29 protein-coding genes are annotated in these 24927 nt (G+C 61.8%); 17 read left to right on the top strand and 12 right to left on the bottom strand.

Annotated features, from left to right (window positions below):
* Window positions 1–741 carry a DUF4145 domain-containing protein gene (locus NLY33_RS22050; RefSeq protein WP_198020367.1) on the top strand — a complete coding sequence of 247 codons (741 nt, stop codon included), beginning with the start codon at window positions 1–3 and terminating at the stop codon, window positions 739–741.
* Window positions 742–1125: 384 nt separating this feature from the next.
* Here NLY33_RS22050 and NLY33_RS22045 read toward each other — a convergent pair whose 3' ends face one another.
* Together NLY33_RS22045 and NLY33_RS22040 are read right to left on the bottom strand one after the other, a co-directional pair.
* On the bottom strand, window positions 1126–1788 hold the full coding sequence (locus tag NLY33_RS22045) for an outer membrane protein (RefSeq protein WP_023706604.1): 663 nt from the start codon (window positions 1786–1788) through the stop codon (window positions 1126–1128).
* A gap of 129 nt (window positions 1789–1917) precedes the next feature.
* On the bottom strand, window positions 1918–2769 hold the full coding sequence (locus NLY33_RS22040) for an alpha/beta fold hydrolase (protein ID WP_023706605.1): 852 nt from the start codon (window positions 2767–2769) through the stop codon (window positions 1918–1920).
* 256 nt (window positions 2770–3025) lie between these two features.
* Between NLY33_RS22040 and ade the strand changes: the two genes are divergently transcribed.
* Window positions 3026–4837: an adenine deaminase gene (ade, locus tag NLY33_RS22035; RefSeq protein WP_023706606.1), complete on the top strand. Its 1812-nt coding sequence runs from the start codon at window positions 3026–3028 to the stop codon at window positions 4835–4837.
* 21 nt (window positions 4838–4858) lie between these two features.
* Here the strand turns inward: ade and NLY33_RS22030 are convergent, their stop codons facing one another.
* The 3 genes from NLY33_RS22030 to NLY33_RS22020 form a co-directional block, all read right to left on the bottom strand.
* Entirely contained in the window at window positions 4859–6022 is a 1164-nt protein-coding gene (locus NLY33_RS22030; RefSeq protein ID WP_023706607.1) for an alpha/beta hydrolase, read from the bottom strand.
* A gap of 132 nt (window positions 6023–6154) precedes the next feature.
* Window positions 6155–7228 (bottom strand): alpha/beta hydrolase, encoded by a 1074-nt coding sequence (locus NLY33_RS22025; RefSeq protein WP_023706608.1) that lies wholly within the window; start codon window positions 7226–7228, stop codon window positions 6155–6157.
* Window positions 7229–7373: 145 nt separating this feature from the next.
* Complete coding sequence (locus NLY33_RS22020; RefSeq protein WP_023706609.1) at window positions 7374–8777, bottom strand: aminopeptidase P family N-terminal domain-containing protein; 1404 nt, start codon at window positions 8775–8777, stop codon at window positions 7374–7376.
* Window positions 8778–8903: 126 nt separating this feature from the next.
* Here NLY33_RS22020 and ilvA point away from each other — a divergent pair, with 126 nt between their 5' ends.
* From ilvA to NLY33_RS22005, 3 genes are all read left to right on the top strand, one after another.
* The gene (gene ilvA, locus NLY33_RS22015; protein WP_023706610.1) at window positions 8904–10160 is read left to right on the top strand and encodes a threonine ammonia-lyase IlvA; all 1257 of its coding nucleotides are present in this window, start codon (window positions 8904–8906) and stop codon (window positions 10158–10160) included.
* On the top strand, window positions 10157–10735 hold the full coding sequence (locus NLY33_RS22010) for a DUF1697 domain-containing protein (protein ID WP_023706611.1): 579 nt from the start codon (window positions 10157–10159) through the stop codon (window positions 10733–10735). The genes ilvA and NLY33_RS22010 overlap by 4 nt, the downstream gene beginning before the upstream one ends.
* 350 nt (window positions 10736–11085) lie before the next feature.
* Window positions 11086–11592 carry an outer membrane protein gene (locus NLY33_RS22005; protein ID WP_023708471.1) on the top strand — a complete coding sequence of 169 codons (507 nt, stop codon included), beginning with the start codon at window positions 11086–11088 and terminating at the stop codon, window positions 11590–11592.
* Window positions 11593–11696: 104 nt separating this feature from the next.
* Here the strand turns inward: NLY33_RS22005 and NLY33_RS22000 are convergent, their stop codons facing one another.
* Both NLY33_RS22000 and NLY33_RS21995 read right to left on the bottom strand, forming a co-directional pair.
* Window positions 11697–11990 carry a DUF2218 domain-containing protein gene (locus NLY33_RS22000; RefSeq protein ID WP_023681521.1) on the bottom strand — a complete coding sequence of 98 codons (294 nt, stop codon included), beginning with the start codon at window positions 11988–11990 and terminating at the stop codon, window positions 11697–11699.
* Window positions 11991–12123: 133 nt separating this feature from the next.
* A complete protein-coding gene (locus tag NLY33_RS21995) occupies window positions 12124–12564 on the bottom strand; it encodes a VOC family protein (protein ID WP_023667513.1) in 441 nt (146 codons plus the stop codon).
* 359 nt (window positions 12565–12923) lie between these two features.
* Between NLY33_RS21995 and NLY33_RS21990 the strand changes: the two genes are divergently transcribed.
* The 6 genes from NLY33_RS21990 (at window position 12924) to NLY33_RS21965 (ending at window position 16338) form a co-directional block, all read left to right on the top strand.
* Window positions 12924–13520, top strand: coding sequence for a cold-shock protein (locus NLY33_RS21990; RefSeq protein ID WP_031196524.1), 597 nt, complete (start codon window positions 12924–12926; stop codon window positions 13518–13520).
* 113 nt (window positions 13521–13633) lie between these two features.
* On the top strand, window positions 13634–14206 hold the full coding sequence (locus tag NLY33_RS21985; protein WP_023691205.1) for a DUF192 domain-containing protein: 573 nt from the start codon (window positions 13634–13636) through the stop codon (window positions 14204–14206).
* A 10-nt stretch (window positions 14207–14216) separates the two neighbouring features.
* Entirely contained in the window at window positions 14217–14984 is a 768-nt protein-coding gene (locus NLY33_RS21980) for an alpha/beta fold hydrolase (RefSeq protein ID WP_023706613.1), read from the top strand.
* A 57-nt stretch (window positions 14985–15041) separates the two neighbouring features.
* On the top strand, window positions 15042–15413 hold the full coding sequence (locus NLY33_RS21975; RefSeq protein ID WP_286438986.1) for a hypothetical protein: 372 nt from the start codon (window positions 15042–15044) through the stop codon (window positions 15411–15413).
* Window positions 15414–15456: 43 nt separating this feature from the next.
* The gene (locus tag NLY33_RS21970; protein ID WP_023706615.1) at window positions 15457–15798 is read left to right on the top strand and encodes a hypothetical protein; all 342 of its coding nucleotides are present in this window, start codon (window positions 15457–15459) and stop codon (window positions 15796–15798) included.
* A gap of 39 nt (window positions 15799–15837) precedes the next feature.
* Entirely contained in the window at window positions 15838–16338 is a 501-nt protein-coding gene (locus NLY33_RS21965; RefSeq protein WP_023706616.1) for a GNAT family N-acetyltransferase, read from the top strand.
* Here NLY33_RS21965 and NLY33_RS21960 read toward each other — a convergent pair.
* Entirely contained in the window at window positions 16335–16949 is a 615-nt protein-coding gene (locus NLY33_RS21960; protein ID WP_023706617.1) for an HD domain-containing protein, read from the bottom strand. The two genes, NLY33_RS21965 and NLY33_RS21960, sit on opposite strands and share 4 nt — an antisense overlap.
* 133 nt (window positions 16950–17082) lie before the next feature.
* On the opposite strand from NLY33_RS21960, the gene cysE reads away from it, so the two are divergent.
* Together cysE and NLY33_RS21950 are read left to right on the top strand one after the other, a co-directional pair.
* Window positions 17083–17931, top strand: coding sequence for a serine O-acetyltransferase (cysE, locus tag NLY33_RS21955; RefSeq protein WP_023695384.1), 849 nt, complete (start codon window positions 17083–17085; stop codon window positions 17929–17931).
* Between the two features lie 256 nt (window positions 17932–18187).
* Window positions 18188–18391 carry a DUF3126 family protein gene (locus NLY33_RS21950; protein ID WP_006200852.1) on the top strand — a complete coding sequence of 68 codons (204 nt, stop codon included), beginning with the start codon at window positions 18188–18190 and terminating at the stop codon, window positions 18389–18391.
* Window positions 18392–18679: 288 nt separating this feature from the next.
* On the opposite strand, the gene NLY33_RS21945 is transcribed toward NLY33_RS21950, so the two are convergent.
* The gene (locus tag NLY33_RS21945; protein ID WP_023706618.1) at window positions 18680–19405 is read right to left on the bottom strand and encodes a hypothetical protein; all 726 of its coding nucleotides are present in this window, start codon (window positions 19403–19405) and stop codon (window positions 18680–18682) included.
* Window positions 19406–19515: 110 nt separating this feature from the next.
* On the opposite strand from NLY33_RS21945, the gene NLY33_RS21940 reads away from it, so the two are divergent.
* Together NLY33_RS21940 and NLY33_RS21935 are read left to right on the top strand one after the other, a co-directional pair.
* Window positions 19516–19884, top strand: a complete 369-nt coding sequence (locus NLY33_RS21940) for a DUF6949 family protein (protein ID WP_023667504.1) — start codon at window positions 19516–19518, stop codon at window positions 19882–19884.
* A gap of 85 nt (window positions 19885–19969) precedes the next feature.
* Window positions 19970–20497 (top strand): gamma carbonic anhydrase family protein, encoded by a 528-nt coding sequence (locus tag NLY33_RS21935; RefSeq protein WP_023695382.1) that lies wholly within the window; start codon window positions 19970–19972, stop codon window positions 20495–20497.
* A gap of 243 nt (window positions 20498–20740) precedes the next feature.
* Here the strand turns inward: NLY33_RS21935 and NLY33_RS21930 are convergent, their stop codons facing one another.
* From NLY33_RS21930 to NLY33_RS21920, 3 genes are all read right to left on the bottom strand, one after another.
* The gene (locus tag NLY33_RS21930) at window positions 20741–21349 is read right to left on the bottom strand and encodes a transglutaminase-like cysteine peptidase (protein ID WP_023695381.1); all 609 of its coding nucleotides are present in this window, start codon (window positions 21347–21349) and stop codon (window positions 20741–20743) included.
* 289 nt (window positions 21350–21638) lie between these two features.
* A complete protein-coding gene (locus NLY33_RS21925) occupies window positions 21639–22256 on the bottom strand; it encodes a PilZ domain-containing protein (RefSeq protein ID WP_023667501.1) in 618 nt (205 codons plus the stop codon).
* A 124-nt stretch (window positions 22257–22380) separates the two neighbouring features.
* Complete coding sequence (locus NLY33_RS21920; protein WP_023706619.1) at window positions 22381–23016, bottom strand: PAS domain-containing protein; 636 nt, start codon at window positions 23014–23016, stop codon at window positions 22381–22383.
* A gap of 400 nt (window positions 23017–23416) precedes the next feature.
* On the opposite strand from NLY33_RS21920, the gene NLY33_RS21915 reads away from it, so the two are divergent.
* On the top strand, window positions 23417–24184 hold the full coding sequence (locus tag NLY33_RS21915; protein ID WP_023706620.1) for a rhomboid family intramembrane serine protease: 768 nt from the start codon (window positions 23417–23419) through the stop codon (window positions 24182–24184).
* A 138-nt stretch (window positions 24185–24322) separates the two neighbouring features.
* A complete protein-coding gene (locus NLY33_RS21910) occupies window positions 24323–24754 on the top strand; it encodes a CBS domain-containing protein (protein ID WP_023667498.1) in 432 nt (143 codons plus the stop codon).
* Window positions 24755–24927: the final 173 nt, after the last annotated feature.

Raw genomic sequence — 24927 nt, 5'->3', positions numbered from 1 at the left:
ATGGCTGCAATGAATTGGGAGTGCTCGTATTGTGGAACCTTCACCACAATCAGCGATGGCGACAGCACCGACGACCATGCGATGTTAAATCTTCGATCAAAACACGGGGCAGTCAAACTGCGCGTGTTCTCTGTTTCATGTCCGAACCCAAACTGTCGCGAGTTGTCGATTGATCTTGTAATTCGAAATTTTTCCCATCCCGCACAAAGACAGATGCAATGGGGCAGTATCGTCCACCAGCATCGGCTTTGGCCGGAAGGCAAGGTCATGCCCCTCCCGGTTTCAATTCCAGAAGCGATACAAAAAACGTATCGAGAGGCAGTCTTGGTGCTTCCTGTCAGTGGAGCCGCGTCCGCAGCTTTGTCGCGACGCTGTTTGCAGGGCATTGTGAGAGATTATTTCGAAATCCCGCAAAACAGGCGAGGCGACCTAGGTGCAGAATTGTCTTTCGTAAAAGACAAGATTAACAGCCAGGTCTGGGACGACATTCAAGCGGTTCGTGGGGTCGGGGACATAGGGGCTCACATGGACAAAAACGTTGATGTCATCATCGACGTCGATCCAAACGAGGCGGCGCTCTTGATTGGTCTGATCGAGGAGCTTTTCAAAGTCTGGTATATCGAGCGGGATCGTCGCAAAGAACATAGTTCGCAGCTAAAGGCGCTCTTGGACGGCAAGAGAACGCAACAAAAGAATGCCAAAATTGCCGCCAAAGTCGACCCGGATAGTGCTGCCGGTTAAGTTTTTTTCCCACAAAATTCCCCACATCATGCACTCGCGATTGCAACGGTCACTCCAATGGGATCATTGCACATGTGGCAGCGCAATCCACAAGGGAAACAGTCACTTAGTTTATTCAACTTAAACGGTTGAAACTCTTGAACACAATCGGAACGCATGTCGGCGTTTCCTGCGTACTGCTAAGCCTTTGAAAATGCTCGGGACGTGACAAATCCCTTTTTAAGTCCCTTGCGTCTACCAATTCCGCCACGTCCGCAGGCCAGCCCTTTTCAGACGCCAGCGAAAACCCGTCAAGCCATCTTTTGCCGAGTGTCGGACTCATGAAAGGTGGTTCGTGATGGCAAAACAGTTGGTTGTTGCCAAAATCTCAGTCGCCGAGAAGGCTCAGAATTTGTAGCTGAGATTGATACCGACCGCGTTCATCTTCACATCCTGATCGCGATCGTTGAAGGGTTCCGCCACGTCATAGTGCTCGGAGCCGAAATCGTAATAGCGATATTGCGCGCCGACGATGAATTTGTCGGTCAGCGCATAGTCAACGCCGGCGCCCAAGGTCCAGCCGATATTCGTGCGTGTGCCGGCGAACGACGCGCCCGCGACTTGCGAAGTTTCGATGCCGGCAAAGGCGACGCCGCCGACGCCGTAGACCAGCACGCGGTCCATGGCGAAGCCCGCTTTGGCGTTTACAGATCCGAACCACTTGATGTCCGTGCGGAATGTGCTTCCAAGGCCTGATACCGCCGTACCGTCGACGGCGGAATAATTGAGCTCCGCCTCGGCGCCGAGCACCGCCTGATCGAACTGCCACAGGCCGGCGACATGGCCGCCGACGAAACCGCCGTCAATGTCGGGCGAGATGGAAAACGGCGCGCCTTCCGTCACTGATATGTCGGACTGGCCCCAGCCGTAGCCGGCCTGCAGGCCGGCATAGTAGCCGGTCCAGTCGAAGCCTGGTTCGGTCATCGGCACCGCCATCGGGTCGGCGGCGAATGCCGGCGCGGCCAGAGCGATCAGAAATCCGGCACTGGCAATCGTCAGACACCGCATCGAGTTCTCCGAAAAGGCGGTTCAGAAGGCGCCTTGCCGGAAGGTAATCCTATTCGCCGCAAAACGGAACCCATTGTTCAACAATCGGAATGCACCCGTTGCTGCGCTGGGGTGCTCTAGCTGGGGGCGCTATTTGGCGTCGATGAAGTCCAGCGCCGCCTGGCTATATTCGTCCGGCGCCTGCAGCATGGCGAAATGACTGGCGTTGGGCAGGATGATGAGCTTGGCGCCCGGAATGACGGAGGCCATGTATTCGGTGTGTTCGCGCTTGATCGCCTCGTCATGGTCGCCGGCAACGATCGCGGTCGGCGTGGTTATCTTGCCGAGCTGCTCCTTGGTCCAGGCCGGCTCCGACTCCCACATGTGGCTGATCTGCGCCACGAAGGCATCGTACTGGTCGGGAGTCTTCGACAGTTTCTTGTAGTCGCGGCCCGAGCGGTCGATATAGGCGGCAAAGGTCTTGTTGGTCAGCACACCCGGATCGACGCCATCGGTGGTGACGTTGGCGGCCTGCGCAAAGAGCCGTGTCAGCCGCTCCGGATGATGCAGCGCGATGTCGATGCCGATAATGCCGCCGTCGCTCCAGCCGACAAGAGCGGTCTTGTCGATCTTGAGATAGTCGAGCAGCGCAAGATAGTCCGACGCCATGAGGTCATAGCCGTAAGCCTGCTCGGTGCGGGTAGAGCGGCCATGGCCGCGGCTGTCGGCGATAATAACCTTGTGCGTCTTGGACATGGTCGCCACCTGGCTTGCCCAGATGTCGCCATGGCCAAGGCCGCCATGGATCAGGAGAATCGGATCACCGGCGCCGAAAACGGCGTAGTACATCTGAATGCCGTTGACCGGCGCATATCCGCTCTGTTCAGGCTTGGGCATGGCCGCCGGTTCGGGCAAGGTCTGCCAACGTTCCTCGGCGGATGCAAAGCCGGCCGAGATCAGGAACAGGGTGACGAAGGCGAGTGCTTTCAGGAACCGGGTCATGACTTCACCTCAGGAGGTTTCGGCCTCATCACAACAAAAACCCGCCTCGCGGCGGGTCGTCGGCGCAAATCAGCACCGTCGGCAGAATAGTAGCATAAGTGCCGGCACAGGCCAAACTGAATGACCGCCGTGACGCTCGCCGGTGTGAACAGGTGCGGCGCATCCGCCAGGGCGAGTTCTCATCGAGCGGATTTCGTCCGTGATCGCTGGCCAAAACCTTGCCGGCTTGGCACAGTCTGGCAAACAGGAGTCTTTCATGGCCAAGCAGCCGTCGGCGACGAAACCCAAGCCCTGGACCGAGATGGCGACGCATCTGGTCGACGTCGCGACGGGGCGCAAGCCTGCCGATCTCGTCATTCGCAACGGCCGCTGGGTGAACGTGCACTCCGGCGAGATCATAGCCGGCACCGACATCGCCGTTGCCGGCGGCCGCTTCGCCTATTGCGGGCCGAATGCCAGCCATGCCATCGGCCAGGGCACCAAGGTGGTCGATGCCGGCGGCCGCTATCTGGTGCCCGGCCTGTGCGACGCGCACATGCATGTCGAGAGCGGCATGGTGACGGTGACCGAGTTCTGCCGCGCCGTCATCCCGCACGGCACCACCTCGATGTTCATCGATCCGCACGAGATCGCCAATGTGCTGGGTCTGCCCGGCGTGCGGCTGATGCATGACGAGGCCGTCGCCATGCCGATCAACGTCCATGTCCAGATGCCGTCCTGCGTGCCATCCGCGCCGGGGCTGGAGCATGCCGGGGCCGAACTGACGGTCGCCGATGTCGCGGAAGCGATGACCTGGGAAAACATCATCGGGCTCGGCGAAGTGATGAATTTTCCCGGTGTCGTGGCCAACGATCCGGTGATGTCGGGCGAGATCGCCGCCACGGTGCGAGCGGGCAAGACGGTCGGCGGCCACTATGCGTCGCGCGATCTCGGCCTGCCGTTCCATGGCTATGTCGCCGGCGGGCCGGAGGACGACCATGAAGGCACGCGCGCCGAGGACGCGATCGCCCGTGTGCGCCAGGGTATGAAGGCAATGCTGCGGCTGGGCTCGGCCTGGTACGATGTTGCCTCGCAGATCAAGGCGGTGACCGAGAGCGGTCTCGACCCGCGCAACTTCATCCTGTGCACCGACGACAGCCATTCCGGCACGCTGGTGCATGAAGGCCATATGGACCGGGTGGTGCGCCACGCCATCCAACAGGGATTGAAGCCGGTGACGGCGATCCAGATGGCGACGCTGAATACCGCCCAGCATTTCAAGCTGGAGCGCGAACTGGGCTCGATCGCGCCGGGACGGCTGGCCGATCTGCTGATCGTCTCCGATCTTGCCGCCATGACCATCGACGAGGTCTATGGCCGCGGTATCAGGCTGGCCAAGGGCGGCAAGCTCGAGATCGACATTCCGGCCTATGATTACCCCAAATCGGCGAAGAACACCGTCAAGCTCGGCAAGAAGCTGAAGCCAGGCGACTTCGACATTGCGGCGCCCAAGGGCGCCAACGAGGTGCGGGTGCGGGTCATCGGCGTGATCGAAAACCAGGCGCCGACGCGGGCGCTGGAGGCCGACCTGGCGGTCGAGGACGGGCTGGTCGCCATGGACCGCCGCAACGACATCTGCCAGATCGCGCTGGTCGAGCGCCACCGCGGCACCGGCGGCGTCACCAATGCCTTCGTCTCAGGCTTCGGCTATATGGGCGACTGCGCCATGGCGTCGAGCGTCGCACATGATGCCCACCACATCATCTGCGTCGGCACCAACAAGGAAGACATGGCGCTGGCCGTCAACCGGCTGGGCGAGGTCGGCGGGGGCGTGGTGCTGTTTTCGAAGGGCAAGGAGCTTGCGCTGGTCGAAATGCCGATCGCCGGGCTGATGTCGGACGAGCGGGCGGAAATCGTGGCGGCCAAGGCGGAGAAACTGACCGAGGCGATGCGCAAGATGGGCTGCTCGCTCAACAACGCCTACATGCAGCACTCGCTGCTGGCGCTGGTCGTCATTCCGGAGCTCAGGATTTCCGATGTCGGCCTGATCGACGTGACGACGTTCCAGAAGGTCGATCTTTTTATCTGAGATCAGCCCGGTGCTTGGCTCTCATCCGCCGGTGGCGATGGTCAGCACCTTGAATGGCGTGGTGATGATGATCTCGGCGACGGAGCCGACGGCCTTGCCGATGCCTTGGCCGAGATTGTCGATCTGGCCCTGCGTGGGTTCGTCCGATGCCAGGCCGGCTGGAGCGCGCAGACGGTCGCCGAGCAATTGCACCAGGAACGGGTTGTCGGCGAATTTGGCGTGGTTCAGGCGGTCGCCGCCCTTGATCTGGCTGAGGTCGGCCACGACCACGCCGTAGCTGGCAATGTCGGCGGCGTTGCCGTAGTCGCCGACGCGCGGCTTGTCACCGGATATCAGGCTGGACAATCGCAGAGCACGGTCGTCGGCGGAAAGCAGGATGACGAACGGCCTGTCGGGCTTGCCGTAGCGGATCATCTGCTTCTTGAAGACGTCGACATCGATATCGGGCGATGCCAGGACGACACGGCCGAGCTTGCCGTCGAGATCGCGGTCGCCGGTGATGGCGAGCTGGCGCAGCGCTTCCATCGTCACCCAGGTTCCCATCGAATGCGCGATGATGTCGATGCTCTTGACGTTTGTCTTGGCGAGCATCCTGAGCGTCGCCTCGAGGTCGTCGCGCGCGGCGTTGGCGCTGTCCTTGTCGTAGATATAGCCCGTGGTCTTGCCGCTCGAAGCCCACGAAAACAAGATCGGCGTACCCGGATATTCGGTGTCGTGGGCGATCTGCGTCAGCCGGTAGACCCCATCGTCGAAGCCGTTGTTGAAGCCGTGGACGAAGACAAGCGCGCGGTCGCCATTCATGGCGATGTTGGCGCCGACGGCCTTGGCGAATTGCGAGGCGTCGCCATAGTGGACGACATCCGTGGCGGTGAATTGCTTGGCCGGGTTCGAATTGGCCGAGCCCTTGGCGCGCTCGATGGCGCCGACCTGGTGGACCTTCGGCACGGTGACGTCGACGCGGGCGTAGCTGGTGGTCAGCGAGCGATCGCCATCGAACACCTGGCGTGGGTCCTTGGTCGCCTGCTTGCGGGTGGTGGCGACGAAGATTTCGTGGGTGCCCGCGATGTCGGAGGCAGGCACCGAAACCGTCGTCTTGTTCAACAGGTCATGGGTGTTCGGGCCGGCGCAGCCGGCGGCAGCGAGCGCGAACGCAAGGACCAGGACAGTCTTCCAACGCTCGTTCACGCGGGCTCCCGCTGGCGCATTGGCGCCGATTTCAATGTCGTAGAGGCAGAGACCGGCCCGGTCCAGTTGAAAGTGATCGGCCGAGCGGCATTCGCGACCTCACGCGGCGACGGTGGCCGCAAGGCAACAGCCTTATTGTCCGAGCGCGCTGATGCGGTCGGTCACCGTCTGGTCGCTGGCAAAGCCGTCATCCTCGCGCAGCCGCTGGCCGATCATCTTCACCAGTTCGGGATTGTCGGCGAACTTGGTGTGGTTGAAGCTGTCGCCTCCCTTGACCTTGGAGAGGTCGACCACGGTGACGCCATAAGCGGCGAGGTCGGCGGCATCCTTGTAGTCGCCGACGCGTGGCCGCGATCCGGCAATCAGGCCTGAGAGCCGCAGCGCACGGTCGTCGTCGGAGAGCAGCAGGATGAACGGCTTGTCCGGCTTGCCGTAGCGGCGCATCTGGCTCTTGAAGACGTCGACGTCGATGTCGGGAGAGGCCAGCACGACATCGCCGAGCTTGCCGCCGAGATCGCGGTCGCCGGTGATGGCCATCTGGCGCAGCGTTTCCATGGTCACCCAGGTTCCGAGCGAGTGGGCGACGATGTCGATGCGCCGCGCGCCGGACTGCTGCAGCATGCGCAATGTCACCTCCAGCTGATCGCGGGCGGCGCTGGCGCTTTCCTTGTCATAGACATAGTCGGTGGTTCTGGCGCCCGATGCCCAGGAAAACAGCACCGGCGTGCCGGGATAGCCGGAATCGTGGACGATCTGGGTCAGGCGGTAGACCGCGTCGTCGAAGCCGGTGTTGTAGCCATGCACGAAGACCATGACGCGGCCGCCGCGCGCGGCGATGTCGGCATTGAGCGCACTGGAGAATTTCGGCTGCGCATCGTAGCCGACGACCTCGGAAGCCATGAAGTACTTCGCCGGGTCGTTGGACCTGCCGCGCGAGCGGCGCTCGATCTGGCCGGTCTGGTGGATGCCGGGAACGGTGACGGTGACGCGGGCGTAGTTCAGCGTCGCCGAGCGTTCGCCGTCGAAAACTTTGTTGGGATCGTCGGATTTCTTGCGTGTGGTGGCAATGAAGATCGAGTGATTGCCCGAGATTTCGGTCACCGGCGTGGACATGACGGCGCTGCCGAGCAGTTCCTCGGTTTTGCGGCCGCCGCAGCCGGCGATCAACAGGGCAAGTGCAAGAATGCAAATCGTCTTCAAACGCACGTCAAAATTCCAATCGAAAGATGAATTCACTTAGAATTCACTTTGAGGCCCAAAGGCCTGTCTACCCTCGGCCCGTCTACCCTCCGCGACACCTCCCGGACAGTGAGAGTGCGGCAGAAGTAAGTCGTGTCCAGCCGAAATGTGGTCAGCGTCGGGTCACAGCCATCGCACTGTTGCGCGAAAGCCAGAATGGCGGCAGGAACGCAGGGATGTTGGAGAAGGGCAATACCTCGGGCTTGAGCCTGATGCCGAGCACATCGCCCATGAAGGCGCGGCGCGCCTCGATGCGGCGCCATGCCTCGGGATAACGGGCCGCGATCTCCTCGCGCAACGCCTCATCGGCAAGCGCGATACCGTCTTCGATGTTGGTGGTGAAATAGCTGGTTCCGGTCGCCGGAATGATGTCGACCTGCAGCGCCATGCCCGATTGCAGCTTGATGTCCGAGCCGGAAAACACCGGCGAATGCATCCATTCGTCGATATGGACGAGATGGCCGGGATTGAGCGAGACGCCGAAGAACGGGTCGCCTATGCGGTCATGCACGGCTTTCCAAAGCGCTCCGCCGGCAACGCCTATGCCGATGGTCTCGTACCAGTCGACGACGGCGGCGAAATAGGGCGCTACCAGCTGTTCGACATAGTCGCTTATCTCGGGCGGCAGTTCGGCCGCGCTCTCGACCAGGAAGCCGGCGCGGGCGTTGAGCGAGCCCTGGATGCCATAGGCCATGGTGACGGGATCGCCGCGCTTGATGATGTCGAGGCGCGGGCTAGGCAAGCCGTAGGGCGCACGCCTGCCGGCGGACAGCATCGGGTGGCAGCACAGGGGCAGGCCGTTGATCCCCATCAGCCGCGCGGCCTGCAATTCGCTCATGCCGGGCTGAATATTCCCAAGCACGTTGCGCAGGCCCTGCGAGGAAAAGGTCGCGGCGAATTCGAAGGACGCCAATTGGTCTGCCTCGTTGATGGCGCGTAGGCCGTCGGATGGGTTCATCAACAGGTTGGCGGCGTTGACCACCGCGCCTCTGTCGCCGGCCAGTGTGCGCAGCGTATCGGCGATGAAGGACGGCAGGTCGAGCGTCGTCTCGCCAAAGCCGCCATCGCCGGGCCCGAATGGCTTCCAGCCGATGGCGCCGATTTTCTGCCCGGTCTTCAGGCCGCAGGCGGCAAGCGTGTCGGCAAGGGAAGCGGAGCGGTCGCGTGGCTGCGCTGGTAGCGAGAAGGTCTGGTAGAGCACGCGCTCATAGGGTCCGTCGCAGATTTCGGCATAGCCCCAGCCTTCATTCCCGACGAGAAGTTTCGGCTGGCTGCCGGGGACGATGACCAGCAGGGTCTCCTCGAAACGAGGGTCGTAGCCACTGAGATAGGCGACATTGGCCGCGTGCTCTCGGTCGCCATAGACGGCGAAGGCATCGAGCCCGGCTTTAACCCCATGCGCCAGTAGAGCATCGATGCGCGCTTCGTAGGTCTGGCGCTTAAGCAGCGGCATCACGGTCGGCTCGCCGAATTCAGGAAGGTCTACGGTCTTCAGGGCGACAGCCGAAACAGGCATGAGGATGGCTCCAGTGGATTTCATCCGGCGCATCAAAGCGGCGGCCAGCGGGCATCGGTGGCCGCAAACGGCGATTTGTGCAATAGGCTTCGCCTTCGAACCATTCGATCCAGAGGTGACGGCGCCATGAACAGTTTCTCCTCCCGTGTCGCCACCGCCGCAGCCGCGATCCGCGAGATCTTTCCCGAAACGCCGCTGCAGGAAAACGACTATTTGTCGAAGAAGACGGGGGCTCGGGTGCTCTTGAAGCGCGAGGATCTTTCGCCGGTGCGCTCCTACAAGATCCGCGGCGCCTTCAACTTTTTCCGCAAGGCGCTGGCCGCAGGCAACGAGGCCGAGCTGTTCGTCTGCGCCTCGGCCGGCAACCATGCGCAAGGCTTTGCCTTCGTCTGCCGCCATTTCGGCAAGAAGGGCGTGGTCTTCATGCCGGTGACGACGCCGCAGCAGAAGATCGACAAGACGCGGCTGTTCGGCGGCGAGTTCGTCGAGATCCGGCTGGTCGGCGATTTCTTCGACGATTGCTACCGCGCCGCCTTCGAATTCACCGAAAGTTCGGGCGCGCATATGGTGCCGCCTTTCGACCACAAGGACATTATCGAGGGGCAGGCGACGGTCGCCTATGAGATCGCCGACCAAATGCCGGGCGCGCGCATGCCCGACATCATCATGCTGCCGGTTGGCGGCGGTGGCCTGGCCGCGGGGGTGACGCACTATTTCGCCGATCAGCAACGTGACGCGCGGTACGTCTTTTGCGAACCGGCCGGTGCGCCGAGCCTGTATCAGAGCCTCGCCAGCGGCAAGCGCGTCCGGCTCGCCAATGTCGACAATTTCGTCGACGGCGCGGCGGTGGCCGAGATCGGCCGCGAGCCGTTGCGCCACCTCAAGGAGTTCGCCGCCGATGCGGTGCGGCTGATCCCGGAGAACCGGCTCTGCGCCACCATGATCGAGATGCTCAACATCGAAGGCGTGGTGCTGGAGCCGGCCGGCGCCTTGGCGATCGACGCGTTGAAAGATTTTTCGCGCAAGGAAATCCGCGGCAAGACCATCGTTGCGGTGGTGTCGGGCGGCAATTTCGACTTCGAGCGGCTGCCCGACGTGAAGGAGCGGGCGCTGCGCTTCGAGGGGCTGAAGAAATACTTTATCATCCGCTTTCCGCAGCGGCCGGGCGCGCTGCGCGACTTCCTCGAACTGCTCGGTCCCGACGATGATATCGCCCGCTTCGAATATCTGAAGAAATCGGCACGCAATTTCGGCTCTGTGCTAATCGGCATCGAAACCAGGGACCGGCGCAATTTCGACCTGCTGAAGGCGAATTTCGAGGCCGAGGGCGTCCACTATCAGGACATCACCGACAACGAGACCCTGGCCGGGTTCATCATATGAGCGGTACAGCCTGCCACCCGAAGCTCGAAGAGCGAAGGGTGGTCTTCGTCGCGCTGTTTTCCGGCATCAATGTCGGCGGCAACCGCATCGTCAAGATGGCGGAGTTGCGGGCGTTTTTCGAGGCGCTCGGCTTCACCGATGTCGCCGGCTATGTGCAGAGCGGCAATGTCGTGTTCCGGACCAAGAAGGGCGACGCCGCCACGCTGACCAAACAGATAGAGGCGGCCTTCGAGAAAAAATGGGGCTTTCACTCGCGCATCATGGTGCGCGATCTCTCCTGGTTCGAACGGTTGGTGAAGGAGAATCCTTATCCGGAAGTCGCCGGCGATCCGACCAAGCTTCACGCCTACACGCTGGAGCGCCAGCCGACGGCGGACGAGATCGCCAGGCTTGCCGAAAAATGCACCGGCCCGGAAAGCTTCGAGGTTAAGGGCGACGTGCTCTACCTCAAGGCGCCAGACGGGCTCGGCAAATCGGTGTTCGCCGGGCTGATCCCGCGCGTGCTGAAAGTGCCAGGCACCGCGCGCAACTGGCGGTCGGTGCTGGCGCTGCTGCAGATGGCGCGTTCGCTTTGAATCGCTTAGATCTGCGTTGCGGTTGCGATGCTAATTAAGTCTCGGCTAAACAGTTGTTTTTTCTGCAACAATTTCCGATTTTCCGGCTTGGGCAGCTTAATGAATACTGCATGTCTGTGCTATGCTCTTTCCGACTGCATTGGGGAGTTTCATGAAACGTCTGCTTCTCGCATCCACTTTCCTGATTTCGGCTTGCGGCGCGACGTTCGCCGCCGACGTGATTGAGACCGTACCGGCAGGGTTTGTCTGGTCGGGTGGCTATGTCGGCATCAACGCCGGCTATGGCTGGGGACGCGGTGACGCGGTCGACCAGACGGATTCCTTCTTCGATGAGGAGCTTGGTCAGACCCATGACGTCGATACCGACGGCTTCCTCGGCGGCGTTCAGGCCGGTTACAACTGGCAGTCCGGGAGCATTTGTCTATGGCGTCGAAGCCGATCTGGGCTATCTCGGCCTCGACGGCGACAGGACTATCGTCGAAGAGCCGGACAATTTCGGATCGGCGAAACTGGGCGTCTATGGCGATCTGACGGCACGTCTGGGCTACGCCACCGACAGGCTGCTGATCTACGCCAAGGGCGGCGCGGCGGCGACTCACTACAAATTGAGTTATGGCGATACTTTCGATTTTGACGGGGTGCCCGACCCGGACAGCAGCGCATCGAGGAGCGGAGGCCGCTTCGGCTATACGATCGGTGGCGGTGTCGAATGGGCCTTCGCCGACAAATGGACCACGAAGCTGGAATACCAGTACTTCGACTTCGGCAAGGTCCGTTTGACAGATATCGAGGGCAACGACGCAAGGGTGAAGATCGACGCCCATACGATCAAGATCGGCCTGAACTACAAGTTCTGATCGATCCGTCGTTCCGACAATTCAGATGCGTCGCAACCAAATGACGCCATAACGTTGTCCGGGGCTGGCAGCTTCCGGCGTTCGGCGTTGCGGCTGACAGCAGATCAGGTCGCCGGAGCCTGCTTCCACTCGAAAGTCAGCTCCTCGCGGAAGGCGAAGCGCTTGATGTGATCGGCAACGACGCTCTCCATGCGCTCCAGCGATCCGCTTTCATCCGTCGACACCGTGATATGCAGCGCTGCCGCATCGGCATCGAGAACCGTGCGGCCGAGCGACAGATCGATGGTGCCGTGGTTTGGATCGAACTCGACGGGAAATTTGTGCGCCCAGTGCTTGCACAGCTGCTGCAAATAGCGGCTGGCATATGCGGTGGTGACATCGGCACGGCTGGTCGGCATAAATGAATTCTCCTGGATGAGGCACTGGCTTTGTTTGGCTGGCGCGACAGGCAGGTAAATAGGTGCCGTTGCTCGAAATGGCAAAGGCGGCCGGCTTGTCGGCGCGGCCGCCTCGCTCAAGATGGCGTGATCGCTACCAGGTGCCGGTGTTCGGCATCGATGCCCACGGCTCGGCCTTGGGCTTGGCCGGGCCCTTCTGCAGCAGTTCGAAGGAGATGCCGTCCGGCGACTTGACGAAGGCCATGTTGCCGTCGCGCGGCGGCCGGTTGATGATGACGCCATTGTCCATCAGATGCTGGCAGGTGGCGTAGATGTCGTCGACCTCATAGGCGAGATGGCCGAAATTGCGGCCGCCCTTGTACTCCTCCGGATCCCAATTGTAGGTCAGTTCGATCAGCGGCGCCTTCTCAGTGATGCCGCTTTCTACATCCTCGGAGGCGGCGAGGAAGATCAGCGTGAAGCGGCCCTGCTCGTTTTCGTAGCGGCGCACTTCCTTAAGGCCGAGCTTGTTGCAGTAGAAATCAAGCGAGACATCGACGTCGGCGACACGGACCATTGTGTGGAGGTAGCGCATGGGATTTCCTCGGGAATGTTTGGGTTGCGAGGCAACATAAGGTCCACCCCGCCGAAGGGCAACGAGCATCGGACTGGAAAAGTGGTCACCGGTTTTGGAAAAAATCAGATTGCTCTGACAAAAGCGTCGGACACAAGTGGTTGCCGATTTCGGCGAAATCCCTTGCAAATTGCCGACCGGTTGACCGCCTTGATGGATCGTCATTGCTGTCGGCAGCGACGCCGGCAAACAACAAGTCAGCTATTCCTGTATTCAACCGCGAAAAAAGGCACGGCAGGTCTTGCACACCCCGGAAGCGGCGGTGTTAATCTAATGTCAAGAATCACTTGCGGTTTTCTTGAAAAAAAGGGGGCGTTCTTATGGGGGATAAGGCCTCTTTCACGAGGCGGGATGAGAACCTTGACGACGCCCTGAAGAGTGACAGTGGCGGCGATAGCGCCGACCTTGTCGAAATCGCCGGCGCCATCAAATGGTTCGACGTGGCCAAGGGCTACGGTTTCATACTTCCCGATGACGGTTCTTCGGGCGACATCCTCCTCCATGTCACCTGCCTTCGAAAGGACGGTTTTCAGACGGCATTGGAGGGCGCGCGTGTCGTGTGCCTTGTCAAGCATGGCGACCGTGGTTTGCAGGCTTTCCAGGTGCTGTCCATGGACACCACTACGGCGGTCCATCCGGCCGAGATGCAGGAACAGCGCACCCATGTGGCGGTGACGCCGGAAAGCGGGCTCGAGCGGGCGCTGGTCAAGTGGTTCAACCGCACCAAGGGCTTCGGCTTTCTGACGCGCGGGGAGGGCACCGAGGATATCTTCGTCCATATGGAGACGCTGCGCCGCTATGGCATCACCGAGCTCAGGCCCGGACAGGTCGTGCTGGTGCGTTTCGGACGCGGTGACAAGGGCCTCATGGCTGCCGAGATTCACCCCGATATGGGCACCTTGCCGGTCGCGCATTAGGACGCGAGCCTTCCTGAGGAAGTCAGGACGGCGTTTTTCTTGGTTTCACCACGATCTTATCCGAATACCTGAGACCACTTTTAGGGATCATGGTCTTTGGTCGAGGATTTCCAATGGCGTACAGGAACTGGCTGACAGCGGGCGCGCTCTGCGTCATCGTTGCGGTAGCCGCAGGCGCTTACTTCTATTCCGGGCAGCCGACCGCATCCCAGCAGACGATCGCCGGCGGTCAGGCGATGATCCTTCCCGTCGATCCGACACCCTTGGTCGTGGCGACGAAAGGCGGCGATAAATCCTTTTCGATCGAAGTCGCCGACACCGACTCGGAACGCGAGGCCGGCCTGATGTATCGCCAGGATATGGCCGACAATCATGGCATGCTGTTCGTCTTCGAGATGCAGAAGCAGGTCGGCTTCTGGATGCACAACACGCCGATGCCGCTCGACCTGATCTTTGTTGGACAGGACGGCAAGGTCCGGGCCGTCAAGCACGGCACTCCATTGTCCGATGCAGTCATCTCGCCGGGTGTGCCAGTGCGCTTCGTGCTGGAGCTCAAGGCCGGCACCGCCGCCAAAAACGGCATCGACCATGGCGATCTGCTGCGCCATCCGGCCGTCGGCACGGTGTCCGGCCCCGGCATGCCGCCATCGGACAAGGGCAACGCGCCCACGCCCGGCGCCGGCTGAGCCGCTCCCGATGCAATTCTTCTCCCATGACGGGTTCGACTTCGCCTTCCTCGACCGCCAGCCGGCGTCGGGGGCGGGCGATCCGGTGCTGATGATCCACGGCTTTGCCTCCAGCCACTATGTCAACTGGGTATCGCCCGGCTGGTTCAAGACGCTGAACGACGCCGGCTATCGCGCCATCGCCTTCGACAATCGCGGCCACGGCTCGTCGTCGAAAAGCTATGACGAGGCCGACTACACCCCGGCCAAGATGGCCTCGGACGCGGCAGCGCTGCTCGACCATCTCGGCATCGGGCGCGCCCATGTCATGGGCTATTCGATGGGCGCGCGCATTTCGGCGTTCCTGGCGCTGTCGGATCCGGACAAGGTGGCGACGCTGGTCTTCGGCGGGCTCGGCATCGGCATGGTCGACGGGGTCGGCGACTGGGATCCGATCGCCGAGGCGCTGCTGGCCGACGATCCGGCCGCCACCAGCCATCCGCGCGGCCGCTCGTTTCGCGCCTTTGCGGATCAGACGCGCAGCGACCGCCGCGCGCTGGCCGCCTGCATCGCCACGTCGCGCGAACTGCTCAGCGAACACGACATGACGCGCATCGCCCAACCGACGCTGATTGCGGTCGGGACGACAGACGATATCGGCGGCTCGCCCGACGAGCTCGCCGCGCTGATGCCGAACGCCAAGGTGTTTCACATAGACGGCCGCGACCATATGCTGGCTGTGGGCGACAAGACCTTCAAGCAGCGGGTTTTGGAGTTTTATGCCGAAAATCCGCTTTAACCGGTAAGCGATTTTTCGGGCGATATGGATTGGGCGGCCGGCGAGGGGTGGCAAACAATGGCTCAATGGGGAAGAAGCGCCGACGCTCTGCCGGGCGCCGTCTTGACGAGCAAGTTCGGCAAGCGTTCCGTCATCCTGGCGCTGCTCGCCTTCGGTGCCGGTGTGATAGCGCTGACCACAATGGTGGCGCTGCCGACCCACGCATCCGAGCGTGCCCAGAACATCGCCACGGGTTTCTTCATGGCGGTTTTCCTGCTGGCAGGGCCGTTGGCGCATATTGCCGGATTGATTTTCGGGCTGATGGCGCTGGTGCGTTCGAACGATAGCCGCGTGCTCGGGGTCGTCGGCATCCTGCTCAACGGTGGTTCCCTGGCGGTTGGCTTCCTGCTGCTTGTGGCAATGGCATCGACGATAGGCGCTTTCACCTGATCGGGGACGAGTAATGGCCGGATGGGGAAGAAGCACGATAGCAATGCCCGGCGTGGTGGGGCGGAGCAGCTTCGGCAAACGCGCGGTGATCCTGGCCCTGCTGGCGTTCGCAATGGATTTTGCGGCGGTGGTCACGCTGGCGTTGATGCCAGGCGAGGCGTCGCTGGCCGCTCAAAACGTCCTCGGCGGGGTTTTTCTGGCGGTGTTTCTCGTTGCGGCGCCGCTGGCGCACATCACCGGCGTGGTTTTTGGCTTGATGGCACTGGGACGTTCAAACGACAATCGTGTCCTCGGCATCGTCGGTATCATCCTCAACGGGCTGTCGTTGGTGATCGGCCTGTTCTTTGTTTGGGCGGCGACCAAGTCCGTTGGCGCCTTCAGGTGATCGATCTTCGTCTGGCTTGCAGCCGGAGGCGGTGCCGCTTTGGTTGATCTTCTCGTCACCTACATGGAGATGCGCCCGCGCGATTTGGCGCCTGCACGCGTCAGCCCTGCAGCAGCGACCACGGTGGCGCTGGAAAGGCTGGACTGCGCGGCTTACATCGACCTCTACCGCGCTGTCGGCGAGCCGGTGCAGTGGGACCAGCGGCTGCGCATGCCGGCGGAAGACCTCGAGCGCCTGCTGGCGCTGCCCTCGACACATATCCATGTGCTGCGCGTCGAGGGCGAGGCCGCTGGTCTGTGCGAATTCAACGGCGTCGGCCAGCCTGAGGTCGAGCTGGTTCATTTCGGGCTGATCCCCGTCTTCCACCGCCGCAGGCTTGGGCCATTCCTGCTCGACCAGGCGCTTCGCGCCGTCTGGTTGCATGCGCCGCAAAGGGTCTGGCTTCACACCGACACCTTCGATCACCCTGGCGCGCAAGCGGTTTACCGGCGCGCCGGTTTCAAAGCCTATGCGCAGCGCATGGAGACCTTTCCGGATTAGGGTTTGAGCGTTTCGAGCGACCGCGCCATGTTTTGCCTGGCCTGGGGCTCGAACCTCTGGCGGAATTCCTGCGAGTGAAAAATATGCTGGCGCGCGAGGATAGTCTTGAGAATCACGCCGCGGCCGGCGCGCCACATCGGCTCCTCGACCCAGCCATATTCGCGGCGGACCGCTTGTTCGTAGGCGTCGAAAGCGTCGGGTGACGCACCCAGGATCGCCAGGTCCATGTCGAGGAAAAGCGCTGCGTCGCGGAGGGCGTTCTCATCGGCAAGGCCCCGTGGTTGAAGGCTGGGCAGCTCATGCGTGGCGGTGGCGACGATCATCGCCGCTATGCGGCCGAGGCGCTCCGGATCGGTGCGGGCGCCAAGTTTGTCCTGAGCAAGTGCCGCACTCCTGGCCTCGTTGTCCTTGGCGCGGCTGTCATAGATGGCGTCATGGAACCAGATTGCGGCTTCGACGGCGCCGGAATCATGCAGCGATGCTCGGTATTCGTCCGCCAGCGCCAGCAACGCCTCTATATGGGCGAGGTTGTGATAGTGGCGATCCGGAGCTTGATAGAGCCGGCAAAGCGCGCGTTTCAGCGGGGCGTCGATCAAGGGTTCGTTTTCCATGGCGGCTTGAATTTCCGTGAACCAAATCCATTTCACCGAGCACTAAGGAAAATTGAGTTCAATCGTGCTATGATCTGGCTTATATGTGCCGCCGGAGAATAGGCAAGCGGCCAGGACGCAGGACAAGACGTCGATGAACAGCATCAGCATTTCCCGCCCCACAAAGGTGCAGCCGGTCGATCCGATCTGGCGTTCGGTCCGCGACGAGGCGATGGAAGCGGTCAACCGCGACCCGCTTCTGGCGGCGTTCCTCTATTCGACCATCCTCAACCAGGAGAGCCTGGAGGAAGCTGTCATCCATCGGCTCGCCGAGCGGCTCGCGCATCAGGACATCGGCTCCGACCTCATCCGCCAGACGTTCAAGTCGATGCTGGCCGACGACAAGGAATGGTCGTCGATCGTGCGTGTCGACATCCAGGCCTATTACGACCGCGATCCGGCCTGCGACCGCTTCATCATGCCGGTGCTCTATTTCAAGGGTTTCCATGCGATCCAGACGCACAGGCTGGCACATTGGCTGTGGAATCAGGGCCGCAAGGATTTCGCGCTCTATCTGCAGAGCCGCTCGTCCTCGGTGTTCCAGACCGACATCAACCCGGCCGCCCGCATCGGCAAGGGCATCTTCATCGACCACGCCACCGGCCTCGTCGTGGGCGAGACGGCGGTGATCGAGGACGATGTGTCGATCCTGCACGGCGTGACGCTGGGCGGCACGGGCAAGGCCGGCGGCGACCGCCACCCCAAGATCCGTTACGGCGTACTGATCGGCGCCGGCGCCAAGATTCTCGGCAATATCGAGATCGGCCATTGCTCGAAGATCGCGGCAGGCTCGGTCGTGCTGTCGCCGGTGCCGCACAACAAGACGGTTGCCGGCGTACCGGCCCGCGTCGTCGGCGAGACCGGCTGCGACCAGCCTTCGCGCCAGATGGACCAGCTTTTGCCGTCGCAATCGATGGACCAGGTCGTCAGCTTCGACATCTGATTTGCAACACCCGGCGCGCCGGACTGAAGTCCGGTTGCCGGCGCCGTTGCCTCTGAAGCATGATGCCGAAAAGTGTGAGGCGGTTTTCGGACGACATCATGCTCTACCTCCTTGATTTAGAGGCGGATTTGGATTCGACCTGAAATCATCCGGCCCCAGGGTTCGCGTTCTATCCAGCCGGCTTGCCTTTACATCGCCATTGTCGACGTGCCAGAAGCGCGTTCCAACGAGCAAGCCCGACGATCGGAGAAGACTTTTGAAGCCGGACGAAATCAGAAAGCTGGACGCCTATTTCAAGCGCGTCTTCCAGAATCCCAAACTCGAGGTGAAGGCGCGGCCGCGCAAGGAAGATTCGGCCGAGGTCTATGTCGGCGACGAGTTCCTCGGCATCGTCTTCAAGGACGAGGACGACGGCGACTATAATTTCTCGATGGCGATCCTCGACATCGATCTGGCCTGATCGCGGAACTGGGGATCGGAGTTGCCTATCTCCAACGAAGTGGGGAGATGAAGAGCAAGCCTCGGCGATCCTTCCCACCCCCTCTGTCCTGCCGGACATCTCCCCCGCAAGGGGGGAGATCGGCAGTTCCGTCCTCGGCTCTTCTTCTGCAACCTCGATAATTGGCGAAAGCAGTGATGGGGGCGTAATCTCCCCCTTGCGGGGAGATGTCCGGCAGGACAAAGGGGGGCTGTCCCGCCAACGGTCGTAAACTTCTGCGCCGCTTCGCTTCGCCCGAACAGAGGCAGGCTAGCGCCCCGTCTTCAGGACGCGCGTGGCCTCGGCGACGATAGCGGCGTCAAGCGCCGGCCAGTTGCCCAGCAACTCCCGGGGAAAGCGGTAGGTCAGGCTGAGGCTGTCGCCGACCTGGATGTCCCGCTCGCAGGGCGCCAGCGATTCCTCGGCGCTCGGTCCGCTCAGGCAGCGGGCGACGAACGGGTCCTTCCCGGGCCGGTCGGCGACCGCAAGCACCTCGTTGAGATAGCCTGATTTTTCGCTAAAGCCGTAAATCGTCGTGCCGCCGGGGCCGGGCGCGCCGGGCTGGCTGATGAGCGCGCTGTAGATCGGCGCGAAACGGCCGCTCATGTCGCGCGACATCATCTGCGGTTCGAACGACAGGAAGATGATGTTTTTGGCCGTGCCCGTGTGGTTGAAATCGTCGCGGGCGGCTTCGCTGTAGCCGTCCATCTGGGGATAGCGCAGATAGAGGTCGAGGCGCGAAGCGATGCCGTCGCGCCGCGCCTGCAGGAAGCGGATGGCGTTGGCCGGCACGGCAATGACATTGTTGCCGATCACTACCCTGTGGACCGTGGTGTCGTCGGTGTAGCCGGCCATGGCGATCGAGCGGCCGAACCATTTTCCGCCAAGGCTGATCGCCAGCGACAGCAGCGCCAATGCGGCAAAAGCATAGAACACCCGCTTCATCAGCACGGAATCGACGACGTTGAACTCTTCTGCGGTCGCTGCCTGCTTCATCGCAATCCCCATAGTCGCCGCCCTCTGTCCCTGGGCGGCACACATGCCGCGGCATGGCTCTTGCTGCGCTGGACGCGACTGTGCGATTTGATGGTAAACGGAAGGTAAAGATGAGCCTGCTGCTGCCCGTTCTCTTCGCTTTCGCCGTCGGCCTCACCGCCTGCGGGCTTACCGGGTCCGTGATGGAACTGGCGGCGGGCCGCCGGCTTGCCTTTGCCGAGCCTTATGTGTCGCCGGCGTACATCCTGCGCTCGCTGGCCGCGACCGCTTGCGCCGGTCCGTTCATGCTCGCCAACGATGCGCTCGATGCGCGGCGCGAGGGCCGCATTTCGACGCTGATGCTGATGTCCTGCGGCTGCACGGTGATCGCCTGGGCGCTGACGCTGGGCATCGTGCTGATCGCCATTGCCTCCTGGGGCATTGGCTCTCCTGGTGCGCTTCAGCTTTTGGTGGAATCGCTGGCGCGGTATTTGCCTTGAGGCAATTGCTGGGGGAAACCGCTACGCGGTTTTCGTAGGATTGTTCTAGGGTTTGTCCCGGCCTGCGACGAATCGGAGACTGCAAATGCCGACCTATGCAATCGACGGAAAAGCGCCCCGTTTCGATGATCCCGACAGCAACTGGATCGCGCCGGACGCGACGTTGATCGGCGACATCAGCGTCGGTCGCAATGCCGGCTTCTGGTTTGGCGTGGTCATCCGCGGCGACAACGAGGCGATCGTCATCGGCGCCGACAGCAATGTCCAGGAACACACGGTGATGCACACCGATCCCGGTTTTCCCCTGACGATCGGGCAGGGCTGCACGATCGGCCACCGCGCCTTGCTGCATGGCTGCACGATCGGCGACAACAGCCTGATCGGCATGGGCGCCATAGTGCTCAACGGCGCCAGGATCGGCAGGAATTGCCTGGTCGGCGCCGGCGCGCTAGTCACCGAAGGCAAGGAGTTCCCCGACAATTGCCTGATCGTCGGCTCGCCCGCGCGGGTGATCAGGACGCTGGACGATGCCGCTGTCGCCAGGCTGCGCGCCTCGGCCGCGCACTATGTCGCCAACGGCAAGCGCTTCAAGGCCGGGCTGAAGAAGGCCTGAACTCTATTCCTGTTTGACGATGATCTTTTCCGAACGGCAGGTCAGCGCAGCAAAAATCGTTTCTCGCTTTCGCTGACGCGGTCCTTCGGTTCGGGATCATGGTCTGAAATGGTGGAGCCGGCCCGGGGACGGGGCCGGCTCCTTAAAACCCGGTCGTTGGGGACGGGGAGGGTGGGGACTCGACCGGGCTTTCTCGTTAGGCACGTCGCATTATTCGATGTGCTTGACCTCTGTAATGGCGTCCTAGCGGACGCTGGCAACCGCGTCGGCGCGGCCGTCGTTGATCGTCACCCACACGCCGGAATTCTGGTCGGACTGGCGCTTCAGGTAGGTGTAGTCGGTGTCGGTCCAGGACAGCACCTTGGACTCCAGATTGTCGAGGATGAACTCGCCGAGGCTGGTGCGCACGGTCAGCACCGCATGGCCGTCGCCATTTTGTTGGCGCGCTACGGTCATCAAGAGATTGCCGGCGGGAACGCCAAGCGCCATCAATTCGCGGCGCTTCTCCAGCGCATAGTCCTCGCAGTCGCCGAAGCCGCTGTCGGGATAGGACCAGACCTCTTCCTTGCCCCACATTTCCATGTCGGTGCGCGGCACGATCCGGGTGTTGACAGAATTGTTGACGTCGACGATCGCCGCCCACAGCTTGCGCGTCAGTTCGACGGGCGCCTGCTTCGGCGTGCGCTGAGCGCATTCCTGCGGCAGCTTCTGGCAGAATTCGTAGTGACCGACCGGCTGTGTCGTGCGGCCGCCAGTGTGCATGTAGGCCGGTCCTGCTGCTTGCGCCGTTCCCCAAGCGGAAAGCTGCATCGCCATTGCCAAGAGCAACAGCTTGCCCCACGTCTTTGCCATTCGTCAGTCTCCCCGTTTGAGGAGACAATGACAGCGTTGGATTTATTTGACGCAAAAACCCGAAGTAGACATTGAGTAAAACCTCAATAGAATACGCGTAAAATTTGATCTATTTGAGTATAAAATCGTTCAGGGTCTCGGCGTAAAACCGCGGTGTCGGGGCGCGGATTTCCGGGTGGAGCCGTGGATTTGCTGCGTGCCGCTACAAGCTGCAGAGGCAGGCGGAACGCCGGCAACAAAAAACCGGCCGCGAAGGGCCGGTTCGTTTTTGCTGCCTGTTGCCGATCGTTCAGGCGCGCGGGGCGTTGAACTCGGAATCGAGCGTTTCCGGGCGTTGGATGACGGCGAATTCGATGGCGACGCCATCCTCGAAATGACGCACCACCTGGCCACGCATGGTGCCTAGCATCACCTGGATGCCGAGCGCCGGCTTGACGTCGATCTCGACCGCCGCGCCCGATAGCGACAGGTCGATGATGCGGCACTGATACTGGCGCCCATCGGTGAGCTGCAGCACGCTTGTCGGGTTGCGCGGCGCCACGCGTTCGTGGCGGCGGTCTTCCGGCAGGTCGAGTTCATGCTTGTTGGCGAGCCAGGTCAACTGCGCGGCCAGTTTGTCCTTCTTGCGATCCGAGGCAATGACGGTCATGGCAAAGCCGTCCTGCGAAGTGCGCGTCACCACGCCCTCGATGCGGCCGATATGATCGATATAGGCAATGATTTTTTCGCCCGGCATGCCGACGCGCTCGGTGCGCAACGCGACATTGCCCGGTGACATATCGACGACCTGGCAAGGGTGTTCGGTGCGGTCCTCCAGCATGAAGCGCCCGTAGATCTTGACCCGGACGCGCTGAAAGTTACGCCTTTCGGCGCGGGACGGCGCGTATTCGACCGCCGCTGACCTCATGACTGCCTACACCCCGTTGGCATTCCCGCGTCGTGCGTGGAATCTCGGCCAAAACTACAGCCAAGCAGGTTAACAAAGGAGAAAAGTGGGTCGCCGATAGTTAAGATTAGCGCCGGCTTGGAGACTATTGCTCGCGCCCGCCGTCGAACACGACGAGGTGGCGGATACGGCGCGACCGACCGAGCGCCGAGATGGTCTCCGGCGCTTCGAGTTCGGGAGCCAACGACGGAACGGATATTTCCGGCCGGTTTTTCAGGAACATCGGGTCCTTGTCGGGATCGATGACGTGGATGGCATCGATCAGCGCATCGGTGATCGGGTCGGCGCCCAGCCAGAACGGCTTTTCCACGGCGCTGATGACGCCGAGGCAGCGCGGGTTCTCGACGCCGCCATCGAGCGGCAGCGCAAGCAGTTCGAAGTGGTTGGAACGGCCGCTGCGGCTGAACCCCTCATAAGTGATCAGCACCACGGATTTCTGCTCGAAAACCCCGTGAATGAGGCGCGACACCAGCCGCTGGTCCTTCTCACGCCATAGCGAGGGGAACGAAAAACCCTTGAGCTCGCGGCCGTAGCCGGCGCAAAGCCTGGTGCCGGCAAGCCGGAACACCGCTTCGCCACGCGTATCCCTTTCCAGGATGAAGGTGTCGGCCAAAAGCGCCTTGATGTCGGCAGGTTCGATCTCCGAACGCTTTGGGGCAGGACGTCCACCACGCAGGCGATTCCAATAATGGAACAGCGCGATTGATCCGTTCTGGTTCATGCTATTAAACTCCGCGCATTCTGCCGTCTGATGGTCCCATCGGTGAACAGAAAGGGCGCCCTCCGATGACCTACATGCGTTCCGGAGCAGGATGCGTGCCAGCGTCGTTAAGACTTGTTCACGGGTCGGGGGCGTTAAGGTTAACAAGTGGTTTACGTTGCGCGCGCAGGCTTGCCATGGCACACCAAAACCACTCCAGAAGCGGTCGTTTCGCGACGACCAACAGCACTTCGGTCAATAGTTTTAGGGGAGCAGGGGGCTCGACCAGCCGTTCAAGGGAAACCTTGGACGGCTTCTTTTTGATTCGCGGTTTGTGATTCGCGCTTTGTGATTCGTAGTTTGTGATTTGTCCGGGCATGGCCTAGATGCTCGCGACACGCAAATCCCTGGATCAGAGCATATGAGCGAACCGGCCGGCCCCCTGGAGACCGAACAGACCGCGGAGGCGCCGCCGCCGCGCCGCGAGCCGGTGTTCAACCTGCCACCGGCGGTGCTGGCGGTGATCGGCATCTGCGTTGCCGTCTTCCTGCTGCAGCAATATGTGCTGACCGAAGAGCAGCAGATAACATTGCTCACCGACGGCGCCTTCATTCCGGTCCTCTACACCGGCCAATACGGTTTCGACTGGTTCCTCTTCACCCGTCCTTTCACCTATGCCTTCATGCATGGTGGCGTTGCCCACATTGCCATCAACATGGTTGCGCTGGCCGCCTTCGGGTCGCCGCTGGCCAACCGTCTCGGCTGGTTCTGGTTCGCCTTGTTTTTCGCCGCCACCGGGCTGGCCGCGGTGGTGCTGTTCTGGGCGGTCCATCCATACGGCGAAGCACCGCTGGTCGGCGCTTCCGGGGCGATATCGGGCATGATGGGTGCGGCGGCTCGCTTCGGGTTCCGTACCGACCGCTCCTCCGGCAGGGCGGCCTTTGCCGGTCCCGTGCTGCCGATCGCAGTCGTTTTGCGCATGCGCGGCGTCGTCAATTTTCTCGGCGCCTGGATGGTCATCAATCTCGCCACCGGCCTTTACGGTCTCGGGCTCGGAGAACCCGGCCAGATCGCCTGGGAAGCGCACATTGGCGGCCTCGTCGCAGGCTTCTTCGGATTGCGCTGGTTCGACCGGCGCTGGCGGGCGCCTGAATGGGAGATCCCCGACGACCAGCGCACCCCCCACTAGCGCACTCTATTGGCGCACCCCACTGGCACACCCCACTGGCACACTTGAAAAGCAACCGATCACGGCGCACGATGTTCACTCTTATGTGAAGCCGGTCAGGGCGGGAGCTGGCTAGCCAAGCAGGAGGAGGAGGACGCCATGACGGTTAAGGCAATTCTCGAGAGAAAAGGCCATGACGTGTTCACGCTCGGGCCGAATGTAAAGCTCAGCGAAGCCATTCGAATCCTGGCCGACCACAAGATCGGTGCACTGGTCATCACCAACGGCGATCGCAAGATCGTCGGCATCCTTTCCGAGCGTGACATCGTGCGGGTCGTCGCCAGGGAAGGCGCTGCCGCACTTGATATAACGGTACGCTCGGCGATGACGCCGAAAGTGAAGATCTGCAACGAGAACCACACGGTCAACGAGGTGATGGAGATCATGACCAAAGGCCGTTTCCGCCATCTGCCGGTGGAAAAGGACGGGCTGCTCGACGGCATCGTGTCGATCGGCGACGTGGTCAAGCGCCGCATCGAGGATGTCGAGCGCGAGGCCGACGAAATCAGGGCCTATATCGCAACGGCCTGACCTGACGAAGAAACCGCCGACCGAATACCGGCCGGCGGCGTTCATTCTATCGGTTGCCGAGCGGCCGAAAGGGGCTGAAAAGACCAGCCCGCTGCTCTGCGCTGCTTTGGGCGCTTGTCTCGCGAAGCGGTTTGCACTAGCGAAGACCGATACCCAAATTCGCGAAAATCGCA

Origin of the sequence: Mesorhizobium sp. C432A (genome assembly GCF_030323145.1) — a bacterium.
Classification (GTDB): Bacteria; Pseudomonadota; Alphaproteobacteria; order Rhizobiales; family Rhizobiaceae; genus Mesorhizobium.
This window is presented reverse-complemented; position numbering and strand designations above follow the sequence as displayed.